Source organism: Streptomyces sp. NPDC107498 (assembly GCF_055582805.1).
This window is the reverse complement of record NZ_JBVJPE010000029.1, coordinates 22,494-48,214: the sequence shown is the minus strand read 5'-3', so window position 1 is coordinate 48,214 and position 25,721 is coordinate 22,494. Positions and strand designations below refer to the sequence as shown.

The window sequence follows — 25,721 nt, the reverse complement described above, 5'->3', positions numbered from 1 at the left end:
AACCTCGCAGGGTCATTCACTGCCTGGGGTGGCCGCTGAAGAAGCTTACTGGAGTAAAGGGCATACCCTCTCGCGGCCGCTCCTGCAGCGGGACTGGCTTTCGCAGAGTGGTCACAGCTACGGCGCACTGGCGTGGCCCGGAAATTGAGAGGCCCCGCCACGGAGGTAAGGGCGGGGCCGTGGCCTGGGCATCTACATCGCCCGGATTTCACGGACGATGCCCTCAGAGGGGACAGAAGGCAGCCGTTTCGCGAGCGGCCATGCCGAGGCACAGAGACCAGACTGCCATGTCAATCAGTCCACGCCTCCCTGAAATCCTCGATACTGCCCTTATGGGAACTCGCTGCGGCCCGGGCGTTCAGTCACTCGGACCATTCGATTTACCTGGCTCCAGGAATTCTCGGGTAGTTCCGATGAAACTACTCGGCCTTGCGTTCGCAGCGTCGGTGGAGCCGTCGGCAGGCCGGCGGCCCCGGACCTCCAGATCGGAGATTCGGGGCCGCCGTGTACGTGGTGACGTCATTCCGCTACCACGCGGGAGGAGGGAGGAGGTTCTTGCCGAACGGGGTTATCCGGCGTCACTGAATTGTGCTGCGGAAGCCCTGACGAATCCGCCGGTGGCCGCGGTGATGGACACCTTGGGTGCCTGGCCGGCCGCGAAGTCATAGGTTCCGAGGTTGATCCAACCGGTTCCCGCGGTGCTCTGGTTGATGGTCTTGGTCTGACTGCCTGTCGCAGTGTCGATCGTGTAGGTCACCGACGTCGCGCTGCTGCCGCCGGGAAGAGCGACCTCGATCTTGTAGGTCGAAGCGGCCGTCTTGGCCGGAGCCGTCCACACGACGCGGGGCGCGGGTGATGACGCGGGATCGGCGTAGACGCTGACGTATCCGTCGGGGGTGATGAGGGCACTGGGGGTCCAGGTGCCGGTGGTGGTGAAGGGGCGGATGCCGTCGCTTCCCGGAGTGGTATCGGCCGGGGCGACGACGGCACCGCAGGTGCTGGTACCTCCCACGCCCAGGGGGGCGGTGGCGGTGGACAGGATGGTTCCGGTGCCCGCCCTGACGGTGTAGGAGCCGCCGTTGTCGGCGAGGGAGAACTGCGTGGTGCCGCCGCCGGCGACCTTCGTGGTCGTGGTGGTGCCGCAGACGGTCCGGTAGACGTTGTAGAAGGCCGGTGCGGGGACCGGGGCTGTCCAGGTCAGGGTCCTGCTGCCCTGCTCGCCGGTGATTTTTGCGTCGGTCGCGGGGGCCTGGGTGGTGGTGAGGGTGCCGGACCAGGCGCCCGAGGTGCCCTTGGCGCCCACGGCCTTGATGGACACGGAGTAGCTGGTGCCGGGCTTGAGGTGGTTGATGGGGATCAGGTCGGTGGCCGAGCGGTTGACCTGGAACGGAGCGCCACCTGCGACGGAGACCTCGTAGCGGATGGTGCCGGGGGCCGGGGTGAGGGCGATGGCTCCGGAGGTGGGCCCGCCGATCGTACCCGTGGCCTCCAATGCGGGGGCCTGGTCAGTCTCGGGAACAGTGCCCTCGACCTTCTCGCTCCAGGCGGTCGACGCGGTGCCGTCGGCGTTCAGACGACGGATCTGCAACGCGTACGTGTGTCCGGGCGTCAGGTCCTCCACGCGGGTGCCGGGCCGGTTGGTGGTCTGGTAGTCCTTCACCGTGGTGCCCGTCGCGGTGTCGGTCACCTTGACCTGGAACGTGCCGTTGCGCTGAGCGCCGGCGGCGTCACTGGTCTCGGTGAATCCGAGGACCAGTCCCTGATCGACGGGGGTGACCTTCACGGGGTTCGGACCATAGGGCAGGGTGCCGCTCGGGGTGAGCTTGGTGGTGGCCGGGGTGCTGCTCCCCACCGTGTTGTCGGTGGTGACGGAAACCGTGTACTCGGTGCCGTTGGCCAGACCCGTCAGGTCGGCGAAGGGCTCCGACGTGGACTTCGTCGCGGCGACCGTGCCGTCGGGAGCGGTGGCCTTGACCGTGTGCTTCAGGCCCTCGACAGCGTCACTGAAACGGACACGTACGGAGCCGGAGGCGACAGCCGTCTCGGTGATCTCCGGCTTTGCCGGAGCCTTGAGGTCCTTGAAGGACACAGCTTCCTGGTATCCGAGCGGGGACAGCAGCGAGACACGGACTTGCGCGGCGTCGTCGCTGTGCTTCCAGGCCGCCGGCACCTGCAGCGCGGCGTCACCCGGCTCGATCTTCGGCAGATCCACCACCGCGCCGCCCACGACGGTGCCGTCGGTGTCGGTGACCTTCACCGCCAGCTTGTAACCGGACAGCGTCCACGAGGGACCGGCCGTGGCCAGCGGCCCGCGCGGAGTGACCGTGACCACCGTTTCGTCGGTGCCGTTGTCGTTCTCCACCCCGGACACCGCGATGCTCTTCACCGGAGCGTTCGCCGCCTGCATGGCCCCGTAGGAAGCCTTCGGCCGGCCCCACACGTCCACGTCGCCGTAGCCGCGCACCTTGTTCGGGCTGCTGTCCGGGTAGGTGCTTCGGTAGTCGTTGTAGGTCCACTGCGACCAGCCGAAGAGGTAGTCCTTGTTCGCGAAGTACGACTGGGCCCTGTCACCGGTGTTGGTCCTCTGGTCGACGCTCTCCTGGCTGGCCAGGTATCCGCCCTGATTCGAGAACCTCATGTCGGTGCTGTATTCCGAAACGAAGATCGGCTTCGTCGGGTAGAGCTTGTGGGCCCACTGCACGCCGCCGTCGAAGTTGCCGTAGAGGTTGATGGCGGCGAAGTCCATGTACCGCGTACCGTCCTTGAGGCCGCAGTCGGTCTCCCCGGTCGCGCAGGGGACCTGTCCCGATTCGTTGATCTTGTTGTTCACCTGGGTGACGTACCGGGTGGGGTCGATGTTCCGGGAGAACGTGGCCATCCGCCGGTCGTACGTCATACCCGCCGTGGTGTTCGAGGCCAGCTCGTTGCCTACGGACCAGGCGAAGATGCTGGGGTGGTTGAAGTCCTTCTGGACCTGCTCGGTCATCTGCTGCTTGATGTTGGGCAGAGCCGTCGTCAGGTTGGCGTTGTTACCCCAAACGGGGGTCTCGCCGATCAGGAGCATGCCGATGCGGTCGGCGTAGTCCAGCACGGCGGGCGCCTGGGCGTAGTGCATGAGCCGGGTGACGCTCATGCCCGCGGCCTTCATCATGTCCAGGTCGCGCCGGATCTTCTCGACCGGCTCGGCGCTGCCGTCGACCGGGTCGTCGGAGACGCGGTTCGCGCCCGCGACCTTCAGCTTCTTTCCGTTGAGCAGCATGTTGGTGCCGTCGATCTTGACCTGGCGGATGCCGAAGGCGTCGCTGATCGCGTTCACGACCGTGCTCGGAGCGGAGCTGTCGGCGACGGACACGCCAAACCGGTAGAGGTTGGGGTCGTCCAGCTGCCAGAGGGAGTAGGTGTCCGCGTCCAGGTTCGCGTGGAGCGTGACCGGTGCGGTCTGCCCGGCGGGGATGGTGGCGGTGGCGGTCAGCCCGGTCGCTCCGGGGACGTCTGCGCCAGTGGCGGCCGAGGTGATGGATCCCTTGACGGTCACCTGCTGGTCGGTGGCGCTGGTGTTGCGCACGAAGACCTTGCTCGTGACTGAGGCGGTGCCGTCCGTCAGATTCGGCGTGGCCGTGATCTCCTGCCGTGTGGCGGACAGCGGCTGTGTGGTCGTGAGGCTCACGTCGCGGGACAGGCCACCCCAGGGGTACCAGGCGCCCGTGGTGACAGTGTTGTCGGCCTTGACGACGACGGTGTTCGTACCGGTGGTGTTGATGACCGAGGTCACGTCCATCTGGAACGCCGTGTATCCACCGGTGTGCGTGTCGGTCTCGGACCAGACGAGGCCCGTACCGTCCTTGCCGTTGTCCGCGTCGTTCGACGCGTCGCTGAGGGCGGGCGTCTTGACCGGTTTGCCGTTCACCCACACCTGGCAGGTCCGGTAGCAGGCCTCGAAGTTGAGCCAGTATCGGGCGTTGGCGTCGCCGGCGTGGGCGACGGTGAAGGAACGCTGGTACCAGGCAACGCCGCGGTAGTCGTTGTAGGCGTCATGCACATCCCAGTTTCCGGGAACCGGCAGGGAGTCCCATCCGGCCGTGTCCGCACCGGGAGTGGACAGTTTCACCGGGTCGACTGGACTGGCAGCGTTCTCGGTCTTGAAGTTCCAGGTCCCGTTGAGGCTCTGCGTGGGATCGCCCTGCGTGACCTGGTGCCCGGGCGCGTCCTGATCGGGTGCCTTGAACGTGCAGCCATCGGCAGTGGTGGGATGACCTGCGGGAGTACTGCTGAGGGAACGGACCGTGACCGGGCCGACGGCTATCTTGCTGTGGTACGACCCCAGGGCGAACGTGCCCCCGGCCGTGGGAGAAGTCTCCGCCGCCACCAGGCGTCCGCCGAGATACACCGCCGTGATCCCGCCCGCACGCACGATCCGCACGTCGAGCCAGTTCCCGGTGGTGACGGGAGAGTCGCCCGAACACTTCACCGCTCCGGCCAGCGGAGCGGTCACCTGGATCCCCGCTCGCCCATTGGGCTTCACGCCCGTGATCTGAGCGGCGATGTTCTTCGTCGTCGGCTGGTCGGCGTCCTGCATGTCCATCACGAACGACACCGTGCCGTCCGGACGGATCTCATCGACACGAACCCTGGTCGTCAGCTCATAAGCCGCAGGCAGGCTCAGCGGACCGGAAGGACGCAGATAGCTCCCTCCCGCCGTAGTGGTCGTATCGACGGAAGCAGCTCCGTCGCGCACCGCCCAGGCGGCGCCACCGGCAGGAGCCTGAGTCTTTGTCCAGGCATCCAGACCGCCGGAGAAATCATCACTGAACACAGCGTCGGCAGCGGCCTGAACCGAAAGCATGCCGGGCAGGGCCGCCGAAGCGGCGAATACGGACGGAGCCGCGAAACCGACGACCAAAGCCGTCACAGCGGCGCATGCGCCGATCGCGGGACCTCTCATCGAAGAGAACAAGGCTGGGCCTCCTTGACAGGAAGATGACTCCCGAGTGCGATTACGCCCTCAGGTACCCGCCCAACCGGACGATTCGATCCGCATATCAGATCGACCGTGCAACAGTGGGCATTTCAGGAGCCTCTTAATGAAACCCCTGTGAATATGATGAGAAGGGTGTCCGCCGTTCGCTTGCCCGTCAAGTGTCCTTTGGGGCAACGTACGGAGCCCATCCGGCTCCCGGAGCGATCAGAACACGCTCTGCGCCGCGAGCGCTCCCACCTCGCATGACCCCAGCGGAGCAGCTGCGTTCGGACGGGCCGCAGACATGTGTCGGCGGCCGCGGATTCCTGGTGGAGATCCACGGCCGCTGGGCGGAGAGCGTTCCCTCCGCATGACATGCGGAGGGAGGCGCGGTGATATCCGGCATCGCCCCGATCGTGCTGCGGACGCCCTCAGCGAGCCGATGTTCGCGGCTGTGGCGGACCTGCTGGGGTGGCCGGTTGCCGTGATGAGGACGGAGCTGCCCTCGGGCGGCGTGCTCCAGGAGCCGGGGAGTAAGTCGCCCCGTCATGCCGTGACGGGGCGAAGCGAGGGGGGGAGGCCGGCCCGCTCCCCACATCGAGGAGGAGAGGCGGGAGCGGGCCGGCGTCGGTGCCGTGGGCGTAGGGGCCCACGGCACCGGTCTGGGGGTCAGTCCTTCAGCAGCTGCGTCGCCTGCTCGCGTGCCGTCCTCATGGCCTCCTTGGGTGAGGACTGGCCGACGAGGGCCGCCTGGACCTGCTGGGCGACGGCGCTGATGATCTGGGCGTTCTTCGCGTACGTCCAGAAGGGCCCGGGGGTCGCGGTTCCCGTGATGCGGCGCGTCCAGTCGGTGATGAAGGTGTCCGCAACGATCTCACGGGTGGCGAGCCCCTTGCCGGTGGCGGGGGGCAGACCGACGGCCTTGAAGTACTCGGTCGTGGTGGCCACGTCGGAAGTGGTCTTGAGCGCGAACTGGCTGGCCGCGTCCTGGCCGTCGCCCTTGAGCACCACGATGACGTGGCCCCACAGCTGTGCCTGCGGGGAGTCGCCGGCCTTCAGCACGGGCCGGGAGAACGGCGTCATCGCCGGACCCAGCTTCTTCGGGTCCTTCGCGTTGGCGAGCGTGCTGGCCTTGCCGACGACGGCGTCGTCGTAGAAGCCGACGGTGCCCCGGCCGAACAGGGCACGGGCGGCGTTGCGGTCCACGTCCTTGGCGATGAGCTTTTCGTCGTACAGCTTCTTGTACCAGGTGACCGCGTCGATGGAGGCGTCGTCGCCGAGGACGACCTTGCCGGCCGTGATGATCGGGGATCCGAAGGTCTGCATCCACGGGAAGATGTCACCGAGCTGCGCGATCGCGGTGGAGGCCGCGTAGGGGGTGACGCCCTTGAGCTCCTTGAGAGCGCGCAGCGCGTCCTCGAACTGGGCGATCGTGGTGGGTGCGGTCTTGACTCCGGCCTCGTTCAGCAGGTCCTGGTTGCCGATGAGTCCGATCGCGCCGGTGGTCCACGGCAGTCCGTACTGCGTTCCCTCGTACTGACCGCTGGCGAGGCCGGTGGGCGTGTAGCCACCCGAGGTCGCCAGTTTGCCGAGGTCCGCGAGGGTGCCGGTCTGGGCTATGGCGGCCAGCCAGGCGATGTCCAGCTGAACGGCGCCGGAGACCTGGCGCCCGTTGAGCTTGAGGCTCAGCTCCTGGAGGTACTGGTTGTACGGCACCGCGGTGGTGCTGATCTTCGAGCCGTGGCTGGTTTCCCAGGACTTGATGAAGCGCTCGATGATCGGCTTGATGGCGGGCTCGCTCAGCGACCACGAGGTGAACTCGAAGTCCTTGGCGGCGGTGTTGCCGCCGGAGCCACTGCCGCCGGCGGCGCAGGCGGAGAGAACACTGGATCCGGCGATGCCGACGGCGCCGATGCCGGCGGCGCGCAGCAGGCTGCGGCGGGAGAGGTCGGAGAGGGACATGGCGCCTCCAGGGCGAGTGGGTGTACGGCGGATGAGGGGCGGCCCGCGGGGGCGGCGGCTACTTCACGGAGCCGGCGGTGAGACCGCCGACCAGGAAGCGCTGGAGGAACATGAAGGCGACGACGACCGGGAGGGAGACCACCAGTGACGCGGCCATCAGCGTGGGCCAGGAGGTCTGGGTCTCGCCGATGAAGGTGTGCACCAGACCTGGTGGCAGGGTCATCGAGTTGTTGTCGGACAGGCTGAGCGCGAAGATGAAGTCGTTCCAGCCACGTACGAAGGCGAAGAGTCCCGCGGCGGCCATACCGGGTGCCGCGAGCGGTGCGATCACGGAGTGCAGCGTGCGCCAGCGCGAGGCGCCGTCGATGGCGGCGGCCTCGAGCAACGCGTCGGGAATCGTGTCGAAGATGCCCTTCAGCATCCAGACGCACAAGGGGAGCGTGAACGTGCTGAACGACAGCACGAGTGCGGTGTAACTGCCCAGCATCCCGAACTGGCGGAACAGCGCGTAGAGCGTGATCAGCAGCAGCGACTGGGGGAACATCTGCGAGGCGAGCACGAAGTTCATGAGCGAACGACGGCCGCGGTAGCGGAACTTGGAGAACGAGTAGCCCATGTACGTCGAGATCACCACGCTGAGGAACGCCGTGGTCAGCGAGACGATGACGCTGTTCTTGAGGTAGAGGAACAGCGGGCCGTTGTCCAGCACCGCCCGGAAGTTCTCGAAGGTGATGGCGCTCGGCACGAAGTCCGGAGGGAACTGGAACACCCGGTCGGCCGGGCTGAGCGCCGTGACCAGCATCCAGTACAGGGGGAACAGGGCGAACAGCCCGATCACGAGGAGCGCGGTCCAGGCCAGTGCCCGGGAGCGCAGGAGGTCCGGGCGGAGCCGGGGGCGGCGCGTGCGCTGCGGCGGGAGGGGCCGCTCTTCGGTACGGCTCGGCTCCAAGGTCGTCGCGGTCATGAGCGGTCCTCACGGTGAGACAGGAACAGGTAGCCGCCGACCAGCACGAGCAGGAGCAGCATCCACAGACCGCCGAGGGCGCTGGCCCGGCCGAGGTCGAAGCCTTGGAAGGCGTCCTGGAAGACGGCGACGGCGAAGGTCTGCGTGGAGTTGGCGGGGCCGCCTCCGGTGAGCACGTAGATGGTGTCGAAGTGCTGGAAGTTCCAGATGAACTCCAGCAGTAGGGCGAGCAGCCCGATGGAGCGCACGCTGGGCCAGGTGATGGAGCGGAAGCGCCGGAACATGCCCGCGCCGTCGACGGCCGCGGCTTCGTAGAGCTCGCCGGGCACCGTCTGCAGGCCGGCCAGCATCATGACCATCATCCAGGGGAAGCTCGCCCAGGTCTTGGTCACGATCACCGCGAGCATGGCCGTGCGCGGCTCACCGAGCCAGGACACCGCCTCGTCCATCAGGCCCAGCTTGATGAGCACCCCGTTGAGCAGTCCGTAGTTGGCGTTGAAGATCCACATCCACAGGAAGGAGGTGACGACGCCCGGGATCACCCAGGGGAAGAGGAACAGGCCCCGCATGAAGCCGCTGCCCTTCAGGCCCGCGTTGAGGGCGAGGGCGAGGGCGAAGCCGATTCCGAAGGCGGCGAGGGTGGTTCCCCCGGCGAACACGAGGGTGTGCTCGAGCGTGGGCCAGAAATCCCGTTGCAGCACGTCGGCGAAGTTCGACAGACCTACGAACTCCCGGCCGGGGAACCGGAGATCCTGGCGGAAGAAGCCGGTGGTCAGCGAGGCGAGCAGCGGGTACATGAGGATCGCTGTGAACAGCGCCAGCCCCGGCAGGACGAGCAGCACCGCGAAGGTGCTGTCGGGCAGTCTGGGGCCGTTCCGCTTGGTCTGCCCCGTACGCAGGATGGTCAATGCGGCTTCCTCTCGGGAGGGGCGGCAGATGGGCCGCTCTGGTGCGGCTGTCCGCCCGCAGCGCATGGCAGGTGGGGGCGGGGATGCTTCCCAGGGGACGTCGGGAGAATAATCTGATTCCGACGTGCAATATGCGGGATCATCAGTCACATGATGGTTGCTGTCAACCGTCATGACGAAGTGCTCCTGGGGTGATGAGTGCGAGGCCCCTGCCCTTCCGGGCAGCCCTGATTTCCCCATCGCTCCTTGTCGGAGCGGGTTCAACTCAGGCCGGATCGAGCCCTTCCGTCGCGCGCCACGGATGTCAGCCGCGCATGGTTGTGAACTTTGATCTCATTCTCTGCATCTCTGTTCCATTTAATGGTTCCTAGGTGCACACTGAACCCCGCGACGGCTCGTCATGTCGTCGCACATCGCAAGGGAGCCGCTGAGGATGCGACAGGAAGAGTTCCACCACGACATCGCGGTCATCGGCGGCGGCCTCGCCGGCGTCTGCGCCGCCATCGCCGCCGCCCGACTCGGGCGGCGCGTCGCACTCGTGCACAACCGCCCGGTACTGGGCGGCAACAGCAGCAGCGAGGTGCGCGTCTGGGTCTGCGGCGCCACAGCTCACGGCGTCCAGCGTTACGCCCGTGAAACGGGCATCATGGGCGAGCTCTACACCGAGAACCAGTACCGCAACCCGGAGGGCAACCCCTACTACTGGGACCAGGTGGTACTGGACGCCGTCCGCTCGGAACCGCTGATCGACCTGTTCCTCAACACCGACGTGCGGGAGGTCGAGGCGGACGGGCCCGACGACGAGCGCACCATACGCTCGGTCACCGGCTGGACCATGGGATCGGAGCGTCTGATCACCTTCCGTGCCCAGTTCTTCCTGGACTGCACCGGTGACGGACTACTGGGTGAACTGGCCGGGGCCCGCAGCCGCATCGGCCGCGAATCGGCCGCCGACTTCGGCGAGCCCTGGGCCCCCGAGGAGTCGGACGGAGCGCTGCTCGGCTCCACCATCCTCTTCTACACCAAGGACCTCGGCCGGCCCGTCCCCTTCGTCCCGCCCTCGTACGCGAAGGACATCTCGCAGACCCCCATCCTGCGCAACCGCGTCCTGCGCAGTGGCGACAACGGCTGCGACTACTGGTGGATCGAGTGGGGCGGCGCGATGGACACCGTCCACGACAACGAAGTCATCCGGGACGAACTCCATGCCGTGATCATGGGCATCTGGGACCACATCAAGAATTCCGGCGAGTTCGACGCCGACAACCTCACCCTGGAATGGGTCGGCAGCGTTCCCGGCAAGCGCGAGTACCGCCGCTTCATCGGTGACCACATCCTCACCCAGCAGGACATCCTCGCGCAGCGGCGCTTCGAGGACCGGATCGCCTTCGGAGGCTGGTCAATCGACCTCCACCCCGTCGAGGGCATGTACGCCGAGGGCCCCGGCGCGCTGCAGCGCTTCACGGACGGTGTATTCCACATACCCCTGCGCAGCCTCTACTCGGTGAACGTCGGCAACCTGCTCTTCGCCGGCCGGAACATCTCCGCCACCCACATCGCCTTCGGCGCCACCCGCGTGATGGCTACGTGTGCCACCCTCGGCGAGGCCGCCGGGACCGCCGCCGCGCTCTGCGTCCAGCGTGGCCAGAGCCCACGGGCCTTGGCCTCGGACGACCCCGGACTCGTCGGACAGGTCCTGCTCCTCCAGGACGGCTCCGTCATGGGGATCGCCAACGAGGATCCGGACGACCTCGCGCGCACGGCCAGGGTCAGCGCCTCCTCACACCTCACCCGTCTCGCGGCGGAACCCGGACCCGGAACACCGGCGGAGCCCTACCCTCTCGGCCGTGACTACGGCGTGCTCCTGCCCGTCGACCCCACGCTGGAAGGCGTGGAACTGCTCGTCTCCGCCGAGCAGGACACCGAACTCACCGTCGAGCTCTGGAGCACGAGGCTGCCCGAGAACGCCGTGCCTCTCGACGCACTGGGAACCGTCCAGGTCCCCGTCCCGGCCGGCGGACCCACGTGGGTCACCGCCGCCCTCCGCCACTTCCCCGACGCTCCCGAGAACGTGGTCGTCATCGTCCGCGCCAACCCGCATGTCTCCTGGCACCTGATGGCGGGGGGAACCGAAGGCGTGCTCGCCCTGCGCAGCCGCGTCGCGGGGGACCCCGGCGTCGACAAAGACATCCCCGAGCAGGAGGGGCAGCCGGTACTGGACTGGTCCGCGCGCGAGCTACGCCGCCGGTCGTTCTGCTTCCGGGCCCTACCGGCCACGGATGCCTTCGCGCCCGGCAAGGGCGTGAGCGGCTATCAGCGTCCGTTCGGCGGCCCGCAGATGTGGGTGTCCGCAGATCCCGCGCCAGGCTCCCACCTCACTCTGGAGTGGGATGCTCCGCACGAACTGCGTACGGTCCACCTGGTCATGGACGACGACGTGGACACGTACCTCATCAACCTGCACCGGGACCGCGTACCGGACGCGATCGCGCCGCAGCTGCTGCGCGACTACCGCATCGAGGTACGGGACGAGTCGGGGGAGTGGCGCACCGCGGTCACCGTGCGGGACAACCGCCGTCGCCATCGCGTCCACCAGCTGGACGGTGGGGCCCCCGTGCGAACCGATGCGCTGCGGATTACGGTGGACGCCACGCACGGCGCGCCACGAGCGCATCTCTTCACGGTCCGGGCCTACCAGGACTGATCCCGCCACCCGGGCCGGGGCGGACGCACAGGACCTCGCTCCGGCCCGTGACATGCGAAGCTTGCCGGAAGACCCGAACGCCCGGAGTGCGGAACCCGCACTCCGGGCGTTCTCCACTCTCCGGGCACCGGGCAGTCAGTACGCTCCCAGCGCCTGGCTCACGGCGTCCGCCGCCTCGATCACCTGGCCGACCAGCTCCGCCTCCGGGGCCCCGGGCCTTCCGGGCGCGGAGACTCCTCCGAGTACGGAGGCGGGACCCCACAGCGAGATCGCGGCGACCACGCCGCCCCGTGAGTCCAGCACGGGAGCCGCCAGTGAGGACCGGCCCAGTGCGCGCTCCTGCGCCTCGACGGCGTAGCCCGACCGCCGGACCGCTTCGCACTCCTCGTCCAGCGCGTCGTGCGTGGCCACGGTGTACTCCGTGTGTGCCTCCAGCTCGGGGCCGAGCAGCGCACGGCGTTCGTCCCCCGTCATGCGGGAGACCAGACACTTGCCCATCGCCGTCGCGTGCAGCGGGGCGGTACCGCCGGCCTGCGTGTACGCCTTGGGGGTGCGGACGCCCTCGAAGTTGGCGAGGAAGAGCAGTTCAGCCCCGCGCAGTATGCCGACGTTCACGCCCAGCCCGGTACGGGCGGCCAGTCCCTGCAGCACCATCCGGGAAGCCCGGTGGACGGGGTGGCCGTTCAAGGCCATGGCGGCGAGCGGCAGCGTACCCAGTCCCAGCCGGTAGAGCCCGCTGATCGGGTTGCGCTCGACCAGGTCGAACTGCTCCAGGGTCGCCAGCAAACGGGAGGTGGTGGAGGGACCCAGCTCGGCATCCACGGCGATGTCGGAGACTCGGCGCTCCGCACTCCCCGAGCCGAGGGCCCGCAGGACGGAGACGGCCCGCTCGACGCTCTGGTTGGTCCCCTGCTCAGCAGGCATGTCGGAGTCTCCTCATCTGCGTACGCAACGGTAGGGCAAAGGGTAGATCGTATCTTACATGCAGATCTTGCAATGAGGTTGCATCATGCGGGTTGTCTGTTCTCCATGGCCGCTGTCCGCTGACTCTCTCAGGGCTGGAATGCAAGTGGTGGCACGCACCCTAGCCGCAGAACAACGAGGCGTCGACGTCCTCGTGGACGAGCGCTCGCGGCGAGACAGAGGGGGAAGAGCCTCGCGGCGACCCGTACGCCAGGGCGACGTCCTGGGGGTGGGGAAACTGCCGCCACGTCTGGCGTGCGCCGTTCCATTCCCTTGAAGCGGGTGGCCCTGACGACCGCGCCTTCCGCTGGTCGATCACGGTGAAGGCGAGCGACGTGCGCCCCTCCGCTCCGTCCTGGCCCGAACGACGTGTGCACGGGTCCCGGCCCGCCCCCGGGGCACCGGGGTGAACGGGGAGGTGCCTGAAAGGGCGGCCTCCGCAAGCCCCTTCACGCGCCGCATGGCCATGGGTTCCAGACGGACCGACGTCCCACTGAGTACGGTCCCCTGCGCCATGAGCCCCTCCCGATGTGTCCGCCTCCGGCAGTGGAGGGAGCCGATTCTGGGACGGCGCGCGGATCCGCGCCATGGCCCCTCGGGCAGCGCCGAGGGCTGCCGGAGCGTCCGGAAGCAGGCCTCCGGCCGAGTGCCGGTCCGTCCGCGCTGTCCGTGTGTCAGGACTCCGTCCGCTCGAGGCCGCCCGGTCGCGTGGGCCGTCGGCCCTTCACGCCCGGTGACAAGGACTCGGGATCGACGGCTTCGGCCGGAGCGCTGCTTGCGTACAGCCCGTCGGGCGCGCTGTCGCGGTCATGGGGGAGCAGCCAGAACACCCGCCGGCGGAAGGTTCCGCTGTTGTGAGACGCCTTGGCGTCCGTGCCGAGAACGGCGTAGCCGACCATGCGGCCGGCGCGGTGGTAGGCAGGTCTTCCCCGGCGAGTGGGGAGCCGGTCCAGTGACTGGCGGACGTAGTCCAGCACGCTGATGTCCTCTAGCCAGACGAACTCGCTCTCGTGGTGGAGCTCGCTCCTGGAGATGAGGGCGCTCACGCCTTTGCCCCTTCGGTGGGCAATCCGATGCCCCGGTAGTACTTTCGGGAGTTCGACAAGAGCATTTCGTGAGGCGAGGTCATCTTCAACAGCTCTCTGACACGGGCGGCGAAGCCGCGCGACGACAGCGGCTGGGCCCCCTCGTTCTGACACCAGTCACGATAGGCGGCGTACAGATCCGCCTGCCCACTGCGCTGCTGTGGGTCCACCAGGCAGCACTCCTCGAAGAAGCGACCGGTATGGTCCTCGGTCTCGGTGTAGGCATTGGTCGCGATCCGGACGGCGTCGGGGCCGCCGAGGTCGCGGTCGCCGGAGAGATAGAGGCGGGCGCCGTCGACCAGCCAGGCGAGGATGCCCTGACCCTCCTCCGCGATCAGGACATCCGACAGGTTGTCGACGCGCCGTTCGTCGGAGACGATCCGCTCGAAGGGCAGCAGCCGCATACGACGCCAGAAGGCGAAGCCACCCGTACCGACCTCCGGGCGGTGGTTGCCGATGAGCCACAGTTTGTGCGTCGGGCTGAAGGAGAAGAAGTCTTGGCGCATCCGGCGAGCCTTGATGCGGTCCCCGCCGGTCAGGAACTTCACCCGGGCCTCGTCGAAGCGATCGTCCGGTTTGACCTCGGAGCACACGATGAGCCGTCGACCGTGGAGTTCGGCCAGGTCGGTGGGATGACCCTCGAACGGCTTCGCCATGAGGAAGCCCGGCGGTGCTGCGTCCGCGTAGTCACCGAGGAGCTTCACCACGACATCGAGCAGCACGGACTTGCCGTTCTTGCCGGACCCGTAGAGGAAGGGCATGACCTGCCCGCCGACGTCCCCGGTGATCGAGTAGCCCAGCAGGAGCTGAAGGAATCCGACCATCGTGAGGCCCGCCCGGTCGTCGCCGAAGGTGTCGGTGAGAAAGCGGTTCCAGCGGGGCGTGGGCTGCTGTCGTGACGGACCGACCGTGGTCGAACGGGAGACGAAGTCCCTGGCGGGAAAGGCGGTGCGGGTAATGCCCGTCCGCAGATCCACGATCCCGTTCGGCGTGCAGAGGACGTACGGGTCGGCGTCGAGCGCTTCGGCCCGCAGGAGCATGCCGGGAGCCGACTTCGCCTGTCCCAGCATGGCGTTCTGACCAGCCGTGCTGAGGGATCGACGGCGGTGTTCGAGGACCGCCTGCCGAGCGTGCAGCCCCCGGGGGTCGCGGGTGGAGAGGGCCTCCGCGAGGTCCCCCGCCGCCCACACCACCGTGTCGTCCTCGTCGGGGCGCCACCGGGTGCTGTCCCAACGGAACCAGCCCAGGCCTGGCACGTACCGGTATCGGTCCGCGTACAACTGGACGAAGAGCTTCGCGTTGCCTCGATCCGACAGCGTGTCCGGCAGCAGGGAACCGTCGACCGGACCGGCGTCGTCCCCCTCTTGCCCGATGGGCGCGGGACGGTCGGGGACGGCGCCGTCTGCAGGGGCGGCGACGGGCGCCCTGCTCGTGTTCTGACCCTGTGGCCGGGAGGCGAAGGTCGTCGCGTCGAACGGGGCGAGGGGGTCGCTGCCGTACGGCCAGTTCATACGACTCCTCCCAGGCACGACAGGCAAGGGCTCCTCGAGATCACGCCCGCGCGGGCGGCCGAGGAGATCCGGCCGGACCGCCCCGGCGGGTGCCGCCGGCGTGCGGGTGTGCGGGGCGGACGCGTCCGCCGCAGTGTTCAGGTGTCCGGCCGGGGAGAACGGGCGCGCCTCGGGCGGCCGTATGTGGCTCGGCATGCCGTTTCCCCCTTGAAGCGCTCGAAGACTCCGGAGCGCACACCCTAACCACACACGCTGTGTCCGAAAATGGTGCCCGAGTGCCTTCTGTGCCCGTGCGTTCGCGAATCCGCAATCCGCCGGACCTGCTTTCCTCTGTCGAATGCGAGGAATTCCCGACGCATGCGATCTGCGTGGAGCGGCCGAAGCGACCGGGGTTGCGGAAACGACTCACCCGATGGCGGTGACCACCACGACAGGGTGCTGTCGGCGACGGCCGGTCGATCATCGGCTCCTGCCCTGACCGGTGCTGTCGCGGGTGCGCCGGGCGAAGGGAAGGGGAGCCGACCGCGTCCGGCCGGCGAAGCGCTTCGAGAGGGTGTGCCCCCATGCGGAAAACCCCGGAATTCGAGAGGGGAGGCGTTCGGGTTTATTCCGCGATGTCCACGCGACATCGTTCCGAGGAGCGAACCGAAGGGGTGATCTTCGGGTGCGGTGGGTTTGGCCGCCGGCACCGACCGCCCCTCGGGGCAGGGATCGAGTCCCCAAAGGGCTGAGGTCGGTCCGGGAGCCGCCGCGAAGCGCTACGGCTGCTCGGTGCCGGATCCGCCGGCCGGCGCAGTGGGCGCGGCGGGGGAGGGAGGCGGCGGCGTGGAAGTCGAGGAAGAGGGAGACGGCGGCGGCATGGACGCCGAAGGCGGTGGACTCGATGTTCTTCCGCTTGGGGACGGGGTGGGCGAGGGACTTGTGGAACGCTTGGGGGGCGGGCTCGACGAGGGAGGGTTGCGCGTGCCGCCCTGTGGCCTCGTCGACGCGCTCGCCGAGGGCCTGGTCGACGGCGACGCCGTGGAGTCGGGGACCAGGTCGGCACCCGCCTGCGCGTAGCGGGTGATCCAGTCCGTCACGGTGTCCGCGTACTCGGTCGACCGGTTGTAGCTCAGGATGGCGCTCCGCAGCTGCTTCGGATCCGACAGGTCCCGTCCGTTCGCGCACAGGTAGCGACCCGTGCTGAGGGCGGCGTCGAACATGTTGTGCGGGTTGGCGACCCCGTCGCGATTCCCGTCAGTGCCCCAGACCGCCCAGGTGGTGGGGATGAACTGCATGGGGCCGACGGCACGGTCCCACCGTGTGTCTCCGTCCAGCCTGCCACCGTCGGTGTCCGCGATGGAGGCGAAACCGTCACCGCTGAGGGCCGGTCCGATGATCGGCTGCAGCGTGTTGCCAGATGCGTCCAGGGCACCGTTCCGGGCCTGGTGGGACTCGACCTGCCCGATCCCCGCCAGCACCGGCCAGGTCAGGCGGCACAAGGGCTGACTTGCCGCCAGCATCGTCTGCGCGTTCAGGTACGCGCGGTGGACGGTGGCGGGCAGGCCGAGGCCGGTCCCCTGGGTCGATGCCCCGCCCGCCGGGGGCTGGACGTTCGGAGCTATGGCGGTCCCGTTCGGGGCCACGAAGGGGCGTTGGACCGCCTGCGAGCCGTTCTCTTCTGGTGCGTCGGCCGCGGCGGCGGTCGGTGAGGAGGACTTCTGCATCCCCAGCCCCACCGTGACCAGTGTTGCCGCCACCGCCACCGCGGCGAATCCCTGTGTTGCGCGTTGGAGCGCCGACGCCATGTTCGTCCGTTTCCCCGGAACCTCGACCGGTGCGGGCGGGTTCCCCCGGCATGCCGCTCCCGTGAAGGAGCAGCCCGCATCTGTGTCCTGAGCACCGTCATCCCATCGCGTACCACCGGCTCCCCGGGAGGCCCTCCGGGGAGGGCGACCGGGCAGCGCCGCTGCCCCGACAGTTCGCGCTGCTTCGAACCGGCCGGATCCGTGGACGAATTGCCCCCCTTCCTGCCCCGACACACCTGCTTCGGCCTCGTCCGGGTGGTGTGCTGGGCGTACCCCGTGCGTTCCGGCTGGGCCGACGGGTGAACAGGCCGGACCCGGCGGCACCCAGGCGGACGGGCGGCGAACCTTGGGAGTGATGACATGACGAACCAGGTTGTCGAGTCCGGTCTCCGCGGAACCGCGAAGCGGTTCGACGCGGAGAAGGACGGCGGCTTCGCCCCATCGAATGCGGGCAACGAAGGAAAGCGCCCCGCGGACGCGCCCGCGCACGGCACCGCGGTCGTCGGACGGGGTCTCAGGGCGCTGAAGGACGACGCACGCGTCGTCCCCGCCCGTGCCCCGGGCAGCCGGAGCTTCCAGGCGGCCGATGCCCGTCGCGCGGGCTGAGCGCCGTGGATCTCCCCGACGGGGTCTCGGGCGACGCCGGGCACATCGGCTCCGCGGGTGCCCTGGCGCGGGCCGCGGCCGAGGCCATGCGGGCCGACGACCCGGTCTCCGCCTCCGCCTTCACCAGCCTTGCCCAGGTCCACGCCACCCTCGCCCTCGCCGAGACGCAGCAGCAACTGCTCTGGATCACGGGCGACCTCCGCGACCAGCTGGAACTCCTCCGGACGGACGGTCTGGGCGAGATCGCCCGCGTGGTGCGCGAACGCCCGGCCTGACGACGTCCCCGCCCGCGGGCGGAGACGCCGAGAGCCGAGGGTGCCTCCCCTCGTCAACGGCCGGTCCGGGAGTGGCCGTCAGGCTGCCGCCTTGCCCGCACCACAGCTCGATAGGGCACGTCCGAAGGGCCGTATCGCCGCCCCCGGGCAGCTACGCCGCAGGTCACGAGCGCCCCATTCTTGCCGGGTGGGAGCCATCGTCTTGCAACTCGAGTCCGACATCCTTGCGATTCCTGGGGAGGAGAGCAGACAGTCCGTTCAGGTACTCAACACCGGAAGCCTCGTCGACCGCTTCGAACTGGACGTTCTCGGTGAGGCCAGTGAATGGATCCAGGTCGAACCGGCCAACGTCAACGTCTTCCCGGACCAGACGGCAGAGGTCGAGCTCGTGTTCCGCCCCCCGCGCGCCTCGAAGCTGCCCGCCGGACCGATGACGTTCGGACTGCGGGTGATGTCCCACGAGGACATCGAGGGGTCGGTCGTCGAAGAGACGACCGTCACCGTGGGCCCGTTCACCGAATTCGAAGTCAAGCTGGTCCCGACGACGAAACGCAGTCGTGGCGCGGGCCGCTTCAGCGCCGTCGTCGACAACCGGGGCAACGCCCCGCTGAAGGCGCACCTCTACGCCTCCGACCCGGACGCGAAGGTCAGCTTCGTGTTCAAGCACGAAGAGGTGGAGGTCGCCCATGGCAAGGGCGTCGTCGTCCCCCTGAAGGTGAAGCCGAAGACCCGGTTGTGGCGCGGCGCCGACGGGAGCCTGCCTTTCCAGGTCCTGGTGGTGGACGAGGACGAGCAAGAGGAGCACACCGCGGACGGCGCGCTGATCCAGGCGGCGATCATCTCTGACGGGCTGGCGAAGTTCACGCTGTCTGTGGCGGCCGCCGTGGTGGCCCTGCTAGCCCTGTGGTTCTTGGTGCTTCAACCGAGCGTCGAGTCCGAGGCGAAGAAACAGGTGGCGGTGGCCACCGGGCAGGACCCCGAAGCGCTGGGCGGCGGGGGAGCGAAGGGCGGCGCGGCAGCCGGCGGCGCGAATGGTGGGGGAGCGGCCGCCGGCGGCGCCGGCGGCGGCGCCGCCGGAGGCTCCGGCAGTGACCGGTATCCCGCCCTCGGAGGCGGGGGCGGCGACTCGGCGGGCGGGAAGAGCGGGGGCGGCGACTCGGCGGGCGGGAAGAGTGGGGGCGGCGACTCCGACTCCCAGCTGAACGCGGTGGACTTCCGGATCCAGACCGACGTCAAGGCCTCCGACGACTTCGTCGTCACCCGATTCAAGGTGCCACGGGACAGCACGTACTACATCAGCGACATCCTCTTCGAGAACGCGGCCGGGGACACCGGCGTCGTCCGCCTGCAACGCGGCGAATCCGTCCTGATGCAGATCAGCCTCGACACCTACCGGGACCGCGACGACCACTTCGTCGAGCCCATCGAGTTCGGTCCTGGTGAGGAGGTCATCCTCTCCGTCCGTTGCCAGGCCCCGGGCGGACAGACCGCGACCACCTCCGGATCCTGCACACCGGGCGCGTTCTTCTCCGGACGCGCCGTCACCCAGGCGGGCTGACCCCCGCTGATCCTCCCTCCCACCGATCGGGGCGACATGACCGACTTCGTCATCCGGACCGGGGACACGGTCCTCGTCACCATTCCCGGCGCGATCATCCCGTCCGTCACGGCGCCCGTCCCCCTGCGGGGTTCCGCCCTCAAGGGGACGGCCGTGAAGTCGGCCGTCTGCCTGGAGGGCGACGAGCTGCCGACACAATTGAAGATCCCCCTCGCCTACACGACCCCCCTCTGCACCATTCCCGGCACCGGCACCCTCTCGCTGACCCTGGCTCCCGCGAACAAGACGGCGAAGCTGAAGTGCGAAGGCAAGGCGGTCCTCCTGAAAGGCGGCAGCTTCACGGCTAAGTTCGACGCAGGTACCAACCCGGCCAAGCAGCCGTCGCCCAACGGGCCCATCCCGGACCCCATGCCCGTGAAGAACGGGACCGCGACCTTCGCGACCACCAACGGCGTCTGCACGGCGGGCTGAGGACAGGCCGGAACCCCCGAGGTCCGGCGCCGTCGCACGCCAGCCGAGACCGCGGTGCGGACGGGCCGGAGCCGGCGGTCCAGAGGTACGGCGCACGGTCGACGCCGGCAGCACCACGCATGAGAAGACCCCGGCCGCTGCAGCGCGAGTGCGCGGGACCGGGAGATCCACAGCGGCCGGGGTGGAAGGCCGTAAGGCATTACGGGGGGAATGCGCCGCCTTGACCGGCCGCCTCCAGACTAGGACGCCGGACCCGGGCCTGAACGGAGCCGAGAGGGCAGCGTCCGGGGCAGCGGCGGCGCCCCGAGGTGCGGCCGACACGATGCTCCCTTCGCGGTCACGTGCCCACCGGGACCGCCACGTGCCGCGCCACGTCTCACGCGACCCGCACCCAGACCCGGTACCCGCCACCGGGCGACGTTCCGTACAGGGCCGTTTCGGCCCGGAGCCGGTAATGCGGATTTCCGCGCAGAGCGGCCCGGACGGCCTCCTGCAGGGCGGGTCGGGTCACGCCGTCGAGGACGATCACCCGGAACTCTCCCGCGCGCACCGCCCGCGCGCACGCGCCGACCAGGTCGTCGGAGAGGTGCGCACGTCCCCCCTCCGCCGTCCCCGCACAATCCGTCCACTGTCCGGGCCTGACCGTCCCGCGCAACTGGTACGCCGGGATCTCGGCCGGCACCCCCAGATAGGTCTCGGAGTCACCGGCGTACGGCGCGATCACCCGGACCAGCCGGGCCGGATCGGGATTCCCGGCGAACCAACGGTCTGCCTGCGGCACCCCCAGACAGAGCAGGGCCGTCCACAGCGCGATCCCGACTTGCGGAAAACGGACGTGGCGCCCCATCAACCGACTTGCCCCGACCCCCGCGAGCGGGGCGGCGAACCAGGCCAGAGCCGCCGACGGCCCGAAACCGTACCCCGTCGCCCCGGCCGCCCAGGCCGTTGCGAGCGGCGCTGCCGCCGCGACGAACAGCGCCACGACCCACACCACGCGCCTGCTCCGCCCCGAATCCCCTCGTGCGAGCGCGACGGACGGATGCTCCCCCATGCGCGCGCGGACCAGGAGGCATCCGGCACCTGCCGTCGCCACCACCAGCAACAGGCACGTCGCCGCCCCCGCACCACCCCGGAAGGGGGCGATATCGCCCGCCGCCGAGGGCAACAGCGGGCCGCCGGGCAGTCCCGACGCGTACAGCCCAGCCGCCACCGCCACCACCGCGAATGGCACCACGACGCCCATCGGGGCCTTCCGGCCACCACGGGCCCGCCCCCGCACAGCCCCCCGTGTCCGTCGCCCCGCCAGTCCGTCGGCCCGCCCACCGAACGGGCCCGCAGTCCCGTCCGCCCGCGCCGCCGCCAGGAGCAGGACTCCCGGGAGACAGAGCACCGTCCAGTACTGGGTGACCACGGCCGCGCCCATCGCCACGACGGCGGACAGTGCGGCCCACCGCACCGCCCGCCGGGCCCCCACGAGCAGCCGGGCCGACATCGCCAGCAGACACAGCCCGGCCGCTTCCGGCGTGGCCGAACCGCCCAGGACGAGGGTCGACGGCAGCACCGCGAACAACGCGGCCGAGCACAGGCCCGCCCGCACGTTGAACAGCCGGGTCGTCAGCCCGTACAACAGAAGCGTGGCCAGCAACATCAGACCCAGGCTCACGGTCCGGGCCGCGTCGACGCCGCCCAGCGAGTCGGTGAGCGCCGCGAACAACGGGTACGACCGCGATGCCCCGGCGAGGCCGGGTACGCCCGGCGGTCCGGGCGCACCGCCGGACAGCACGGTGTGACCCGCCGTCAGGGACAGCGCCTCCGCGGAGGAGACGGAGGGTGACCGCCGCAGGGTGAGTAGGGCCTGGACAGCGAGGATCGCCGCCAGCGTCGCGCGGGCGACGCGGAGCCTGCGTCCGCTGCCGGCCGCCGACCAGGCCGCGTCGGGCGTCCTTGGAACGGAGTAGGACCGGGCCTCCCGCGCCCCGTCCGGGAGGACTCGCAGAGCGAGGGTCGGTACGTCCGGGGCGGAGGACGCGGCTGCGGCATCCGGCGCCCGGCCCGGGGCCAGTGCGCGCGGCGGACCGGGGGCGTACCGCGCCGAGGGGGACGGGCCGGTGGGGCGGGTCACGACCGGGCCCCCGTCCGCTCGCGGACGTCGAACCCGTACCGCGCTCCCGAGGCGAGACGCCGGAACTCCGCGCGGGAGGCCGCGGAGCCGGCCTCCAGCCTCCAGTCGGTCCGCTTGTCGTAGTCGAACCAGACGAAGCCGACGATCCCGTCGTCGCCGGACACCCCCGCGAACAGCTCGCGCACGTCGGCGGTGCGGCGGACTGTCGGCTCCGCCGCCGTCTCCACGATCAGCACGGGCTTGTCGGCGAGGGCGCGCAGCTCGGCGAGCGTCCGGCCGAACACCGCGTCGAAGGTGTCCTCGTCGCGGGTGAAGTAGCCGACCACCCCCATCCAGTCGACGTATCCGTCCCCCGGGTAGTACGGCGCGAGCGCGACGTCCGGGACCGGGTTGACGATGTTCGGCGCCCACGCCCAGATGACATTGGCGACGCCGAGGTCGGTGAACACGTCGTGCACGTGCCGGTACGCGGCCACGTACTGCGCCGCCGTCGCGTGCTTCGGCCCCCAGGTCTCCCAGAAGCCGTTCATCTCGTCCGCGAAGTCGAGGACTACGGGCAGGTTCAGCCGGCGCACGGCGTGCGCGAACTCCCGGAGGTAGGCGTCGCTGCGACCCGCCGCGATCTCCTTCGTCGTCGTGCCCCGCGGCTCCCACGACACCAGCGTCAGCGCGCCGCGCGCCCAGGCCGTACGGACCCCGGAGGAGTCGAAGCCATGGCCCCAACCCGCGTACTGCTCCACCAGGTTGGGCTGCTTCCCGGTCATCCGAGCGTACTTCTCCAGCGGCTCCGCGGAGGTGGGAGCCCCGTCGACGGCGACGCCCAGGTACTTGCCGGAGGCGGGGCGGATCAGCGGTTCCAGGTCGTACGGGAGGTAGTCGCCTCCCGTGGACACGGCGGGCGCCGGCGGGGACCCGGCCGCACGGGGCGCGGGCGGACGTGCCACCCCCAGCCCCCAGGGGGAGCAGCCCGACACGAGAGCCAGTGCCGCCAGGAGGACAAGAGTCCGCACGGAGCCGCGGCCGAGGCGCCTCACGGGGCCACCTCCGCGCGGGGCTGGACCAGGACCCGGCCCACCACGACGGCGTAGAAGAGCCCTGAACCGAGGACGAGGGCGAAGTCGGCCGCCTCCAGGGTCGCGGCCCGCCAGAGCGCGGCACCGACCCAGAGCGCGGCCGTCCCGCCGCTCCACACCCACATGCCCCACCAGAAGCGCCCGATCCGGCCGCCCTTCGCGGTGTTCGCTCCGGTCGGCCGCCACTGCTGGCGCCTGCCGCGCACCGCGTCCCAGATCGCGAACGCGTGCGCCCAGCCGTACATCACGCGTGCCGCCCACGCCTCCAGTCGGTAGGGGGCCCGGTGCCACAGCGGAACCACCAGTGTCGCGTAGACGATCCCCGGCATCAGCAGGAGCAGGTGCTCGGCGCGCAGCAGACCGGGCGCCAGCAGCAGAGCCATCGGCACGAGGGGCGTCGCGAACGTGAACACCGCCGTGTGCAGGTAGTAAAGGAAGCCGGAGGCGTAGCAGAGCCGAGTGGTGAGCGGCAGCCGCGCGGACCAGAACTTACGGCTGCTGAGAAGACTCATCGACCCCGTGCACCAGCGGTACTGCTGGTTCACGAAGGCGGGCACGCTGTCCGGACAGACACCGGCCGACACCGCCACCGGGACGTAGACCAGACGCCAACCGAGAGTGCTCAGGTCGAAGCCGGTGTGCACGTCCTCGGAGTGCTCGATCAGAGTGGTGCCGCCGTTCTCCTCCAGGGCGGTCCGCCGGTAGACGGCGCAGCTTCCCACGCAGATCGCTCCCCCGTTCACCTGCCGGGACACCTGTACCGAGCGGTAGAACAGCTCCTGGACGGCGCCTGCGCCGCGCTCCACCCAGTTCTGGGCGTCCAGCACGCGGAAGTACTGGGGAGACTGCACGATGCCGATCGACGGATCCGTGCCGAAGTACGGCAGCAGCTCATGCAACAGGTCGGGTCGGGGCGTGAAGTCGGCGTCGAGGATGAGGACGAACTCTCCGCCGGTGAGTGCGAAGCCGTGGTGCAGGTTCCCCGCCTTCTTGAACCACCCGGCGTTGTCGCGGGTGTCGTAGCGGAAGCCGAAGTCCCTTGCCATGGCTGCGAGTTCCGGGCTCGCGGAGTCGTCGAGGACGAACGGTACGCAGCGGCCCGGGTAGTGGTCGGCGAGTGCCCGGACATGGGTCCAGGTGTTGTGCAGTACGGCGACCGGCTCACCGCAGACCGGCAGGAAGACGTCCACCGACGGGTACGCGTCCGGCCGCCAGCGCCGCACCAGGCGACGGTGGGCCCGGAGGTCGAATTCCCTGCCGAAGCCGTTCGCCCACAGTGACACCAGGTAGTAGACGAGCGAGAGCCCGCTCAGCGGGAGCAGCAGCCACGACACCGCCGTTGCGCCGATGAGCAGGCACTGGCTGACCGTCAGACAGCCGAAACCGATCAGTGAGGCGAGGGTCATCCACCGTAGGCGGCGGACGGCGTAGGAGTACTTCTCCCGGTCGGAGGGCGGCGGAGGCAGCAGACCGGGCGGGGTGGCCGGAGCCCGACGGGGCTTGTGGGGTCCTACCGGGCGGCCCGGGGAAGTGGCGCCGGCGCGCCGTCCGAGTCTCCGGGGCGCCGGCCCGCGGCGCCGCGGCGCGCGCCGACCGGACATGTGTGCCGGGACGGCGGCGTGCACGTCGTCGCCCTTGACAGGGAGCAGCTGCATGGAGCGCGTCCTTCACCGTGGGGAGTGCCTCGTCGGCGGATGTTCGGGAGGAAGGGGCGGGGGCTGGCGCCGGAGGGCGCCCGAGCGGGGCAGGTGCGACTGGACCGCCGGGCCGGGGTGTCGCGGTAGTCCCTCGGGCCGGGCCCTGGACCGGCCGTGTTCGAAAGTGAGGCGAGGGCTGCGTCAACGTGCGCGGTACGTCTGCGGAGGGACGCCCATCACGGATTTGAACTGTCGGCTGAACAGGAAACTGTCCTGGTAGCCGTATGCGAGGGCGACCTGCGCGATGGACCTCCTGCTCTCGTCCAGGACGGCCGCCGCGTGCTGGATGCGCCGCCGGACCAGCCACTCACGGGGCGGCACGCCGAAGGTCTTGCGGAAGGTGCGCGTGAAGTAGTCCGGTGAGAGCCCGGCCACCGCCGCGAGGTCGGCGACGGTGGGCCGGCCCGTGATGTGATCGTCGACGAACCTCTCGATGGACTGGCGGGCCGAGAGACTGAGCACACCGCCGTCGACAGGCTGCTCAGCCCCTCGGAAGAGCGTCGTGAAGATCACCAGCAGGAGACCCGTGACGCGATCGCCGCGGTGCGGGAGCGTGTGGTCCACCAGCTCGGCGACCAGCAGGTCGAACATCCCCCGCACCTCCCACGCGGCGGGGAGGTGCAGCGCGGGCGAGAGATGCCTGTCGGTCTCCTCGTCCGGGGCGAGCCGAAAACGGTAGACGACCGTCCGTCGGTCGTCGGGCGTGGTCATCGTGAACGGCGTGTGCGGACGGATCCACACCACGCTCCCGGCGTCCAGAGTCCAGCGCGAGCTGCCCACGGTGGCCGAGCAGCTCCCGTTGACGACGAGGTACAGCAGGTGCTCGTCGAGCCCGTTGGGGAAGTCGAGACGCCAGCCGGTCTCCAGCGCGTGGTGACCGAAGAGCCCGGGCACGTGCACCACGCGTGTGTGGCTCAGCCTTCCGAGCCAGCGGTCGACCGCCCCATTGCCGGTGTCGTCGCGGTGGGAGGTCGTCTCCACCGTTCCAGAGGGCCGCTTCGTGTCGTGTGTCAGCATCTTGTCAACCCATGCTGATGAGTCCGTGGCTTCCGCGGATCAGGGGAAAACCCCAGTCCTG

Annotated in this window: 17 protein-coding genes; 5 read left to right on the top strand and 12 right to left on the bottom strand. The window is 69.6% G+C overall.

Annotated elements, in window-relative coordinates; genetic code table 11:
• Nucleotides 1-568 precede the first annotated feature (568 nt).
• From ACZ66Z_RS33195 to ACZ66Z_RS33180, 4 genes are all read right to left on the bottom strand, one after another.
• Nucleotides 569-4,582: a glycoside hydrolase family 2 TIM barrel-domain containing protein gene (locus ACZ66Z_RS33195; RefSeq protein WP_469939420.1), complete on the bottom strand. Its 4,014-nt coding sequence runs from the start codon at nucleotides 4,580-4,582 to the stop codon at nucleotides 569-571.
• Nucleotides 4,583-5,626: 1,044 nt separating this feature from the next.
• Complete coding sequence (locus tag ACZ66Z_RS33190) at nucleotides 5,627-6,919, bottom strand: ABC transporter substrate-binding protein (protein WP_469939395.1); 1,293 nt, start codon at nucleotides 6,917-6,919, stop codon at nucleotides 5,627-5,629.
• A gap of 58 nt (nucleotides 6,920-6,977) precedes the next feature.
• On the bottom strand, nucleotides 6,978-7,883 hold the full coding sequence (locus tag ACZ66Z_RS33185) for a carbohydrate ABC transporter permease (RefSeq protein WP_469939393.1): 906 nt from the start codon (nucleotides 7,881-7,883) through the stop codon (nucleotides 6,978-6,980).
• Complete coding sequence (locus tag ACZ66Z_RS33180; protein WP_469939391.1) at nucleotides 7,880-8,791, bottom strand: carbohydrate ABC transporter permease; 912 nt, start codon at nucleotides 8,789-8,791, stop codon at nucleotides 7,880-7,882. Before ACZ66Z_RS33180 ends, ACZ66Z_RS33185 begins: the two co-directional genes overlap by 4 nt.
• Nucleotides 8,792-9,224: 433 nt before the next feature.
• Here ACZ66Z_RS33180 and ACZ66Z_RS33175 point away from each other — a divergent pair, with 433 nt between their 5' ends.
• Nucleotides 9,225-11,495 carry an FAD-dependent oxidoreductase gene (locus ACZ66Z_RS33175; protein ID WP_469939389.1) on the top strand — a complete coding sequence of 757 codons (2,271 nt, stop codon included), beginning with the start codon at nucleotides 9,225-9,227 and terminating at the stop codon, nucleotides 11,493-11,495.
• Nucleotides 11,496-11,630: 135 nt separating this feature from the next.
• Here the strand turns inward: ACZ66Z_RS33175 and ACZ66Z_RS33170 are convergent, their stop codons facing one another.
• The 4 genes from ACZ66Z_RS33170 to ACZ66Z_RS33155 form a co-directional block, all read right to left on the bottom strand.
• Nucleotides 11,631-12,419 carry an IclR family transcriptional regulator gene (locus ACZ66Z_RS33170; protein WP_469939388.1) on the bottom strand — a complete coding sequence of 263 codons (789 nt, stop codon included), beginning with the start codon at nucleotides 12,417-12,419 and terminating at the stop codon, nucleotides 11,631-11,633.
• Between the two features lie 713 nt (nucleotides 12,420-13,132).
• Nucleotides 13,133-13,504: a DUF6009 family protein gene (locus ACZ66Z_RS33165; RefSeq protein WP_469939386.1), complete on the bottom strand. Its 372-nt coding sequence runs from the start codon at nucleotides 13,502-13,504 to the stop codon at nucleotides 13,133-13,135.
• The gene (locus ACZ66Z_RS33160) at nucleotides 13,501-15,054 is read right to left on the bottom strand and encodes a DNA primase family protein (RefSeq protein WP_469939384.1); all 1,554 of its coding nucleotides are present in this window, start codon (nucleotides 15,052-15,054) and stop codon (nucleotides 13,501-13,503) included. Before ACZ66Z_RS33160 ends, ACZ66Z_RS33165 begins: the two co-directional genes overlap by 4 nt.
• Before the next feature lie 758 nt (nucleotides 15,055-15,812).
• Complete coding sequence (locus ACZ66Z_RS33155) at nucleotides 15,813-16,841, bottom strand: lytic transglycosylase domain-containing protein (protein WP_469939383.1); 1,029 nt, start codon at nucleotides 16,839-16,841, stop codon at nucleotides 15,813-15,815.
• Nucleotides 16,842-17,201: 360 nt separating this feature from the next.
• Between ACZ66Z_RS33155 and ACZ66Z_RS33150 the strand changes: the two genes are divergently transcribed.
• The 4 genes from ACZ66Z_RS33150 (at nucleotide 17,202) to ACZ66Z_RS33135 (ending at nucleotide 19,751) form a co-directional block, all read left to right on the top strand.
• Complete coding sequence (locus ACZ66Z_RS33150) at nucleotides 17,202-17,447, top strand: hypothetical protein (protein ID WP_469939382.1); 246 nt, start codon at nucleotides 17,202-17,204, stop codon at nucleotides 17,445-17,447.
• 5 nt (nucleotides 17,448-17,452) lie between these two features.
• Nucleotides 17,453-17,722, top strand: coding sequence for a hypothetical protein (locus tag ACZ66Z_RS33145; RefSeq protein ID WP_469939381.1), 270 nt, complete (start codon nucleotides 17,453-17,455; stop codon nucleotides 17,720-17,722).
• Between the two features lie 202 nt (nucleotides 17,723-17,924).
• A complete protein-coding gene (locus ACZ66Z_RS33140) occupies nucleotides 17,925-19,280 on the top strand; it encodes a COG1470 family protein (protein ID WP_469939380.1) in 1,356 nt (451 codons plus the stop codon).
• Nucleotides 19,281-19,316: 36 nt separating this feature from the next.
• Nucleotides 19,317-19,751: a hypothetical protein gene (locus ACZ66Z_RS33135; protein WP_469939379.1), complete on the top strand. Its 435-nt coding sequence runs from the start codon at nucleotides 19,317-19,319 to the stop codon at nucleotides 19,749-19,751.
• A gap of 376 nt (nucleotides 19,752-20,127) precedes the next feature.
• On the opposite strand, the gene ACZ66Z_RS33130 is transcribed toward ACZ66Z_RS33135, so the two are convergent.
• The 4 genes from ACZ66Z_RS33130 to ACZ66Z_RS33115 all read right to left on the bottom strand — a co-directional run bounded on the left by ACZ66Z_RS33130 (nucleotide 20,128) and on the right by ACZ66Z_RS33115 (nucleotide 25,660).
• On the bottom strand, nucleotides 20,128-21,873 hold the full coding sequence (locus ACZ66Z_RS33130; protein WP_469939378.1) for a glycosyltransferase family 39 protein: 1,746 nt from the start codon (nucleotides 21,871-21,873) through the stop codon (nucleotides 20,128-20,130).
• On the bottom strand, nucleotides 21,870-22,766 hold the full coding sequence (locus tag ACZ66Z_RS33125) for a glycoside hydrolase family 26 protein (RefSeq protein ID WP_469939376.1): 897 nt from the start codon (nucleotides 22,764-22,766) through the stop codon (nucleotides 21,870-21,872). The genes ACZ66Z_RS33130 and ACZ66Z_RS33125 overlap by 4 nt, the downstream gene beginning before the upstream one ends.
• Nucleotides 22,767-22,903: 137 nt before the next feature.
• Nucleotides 22,904-24,352 (bottom strand): glycosyltransferase family 2 protein, encoded by a 1,449-nt coding sequence (locus tag ACZ66Z_RS33120; protein ID WP_469939374.1) that lies wholly within the window; start codon nucleotides 24,350-24,352, stop codon nucleotides 22,904-22,906.
• A gap of 432 nt (nucleotides 24,353-24,784) precedes the next feature.
• The gene (locus ACZ66Z_RS33115) at nucleotides 24,785-25,660 is read right to left on the bottom strand and encodes a helix-turn-helix domain-containing protein (RefSeq protein ID WP_469939373.1); all 876 of its coding nucleotides are present in this window, start codon (nucleotides 25,658-25,660) and stop codon (nucleotides 24,785-24,787) included.
• Nucleotides 25,661-25,721 lie beyond the last annotated feature (61 nt).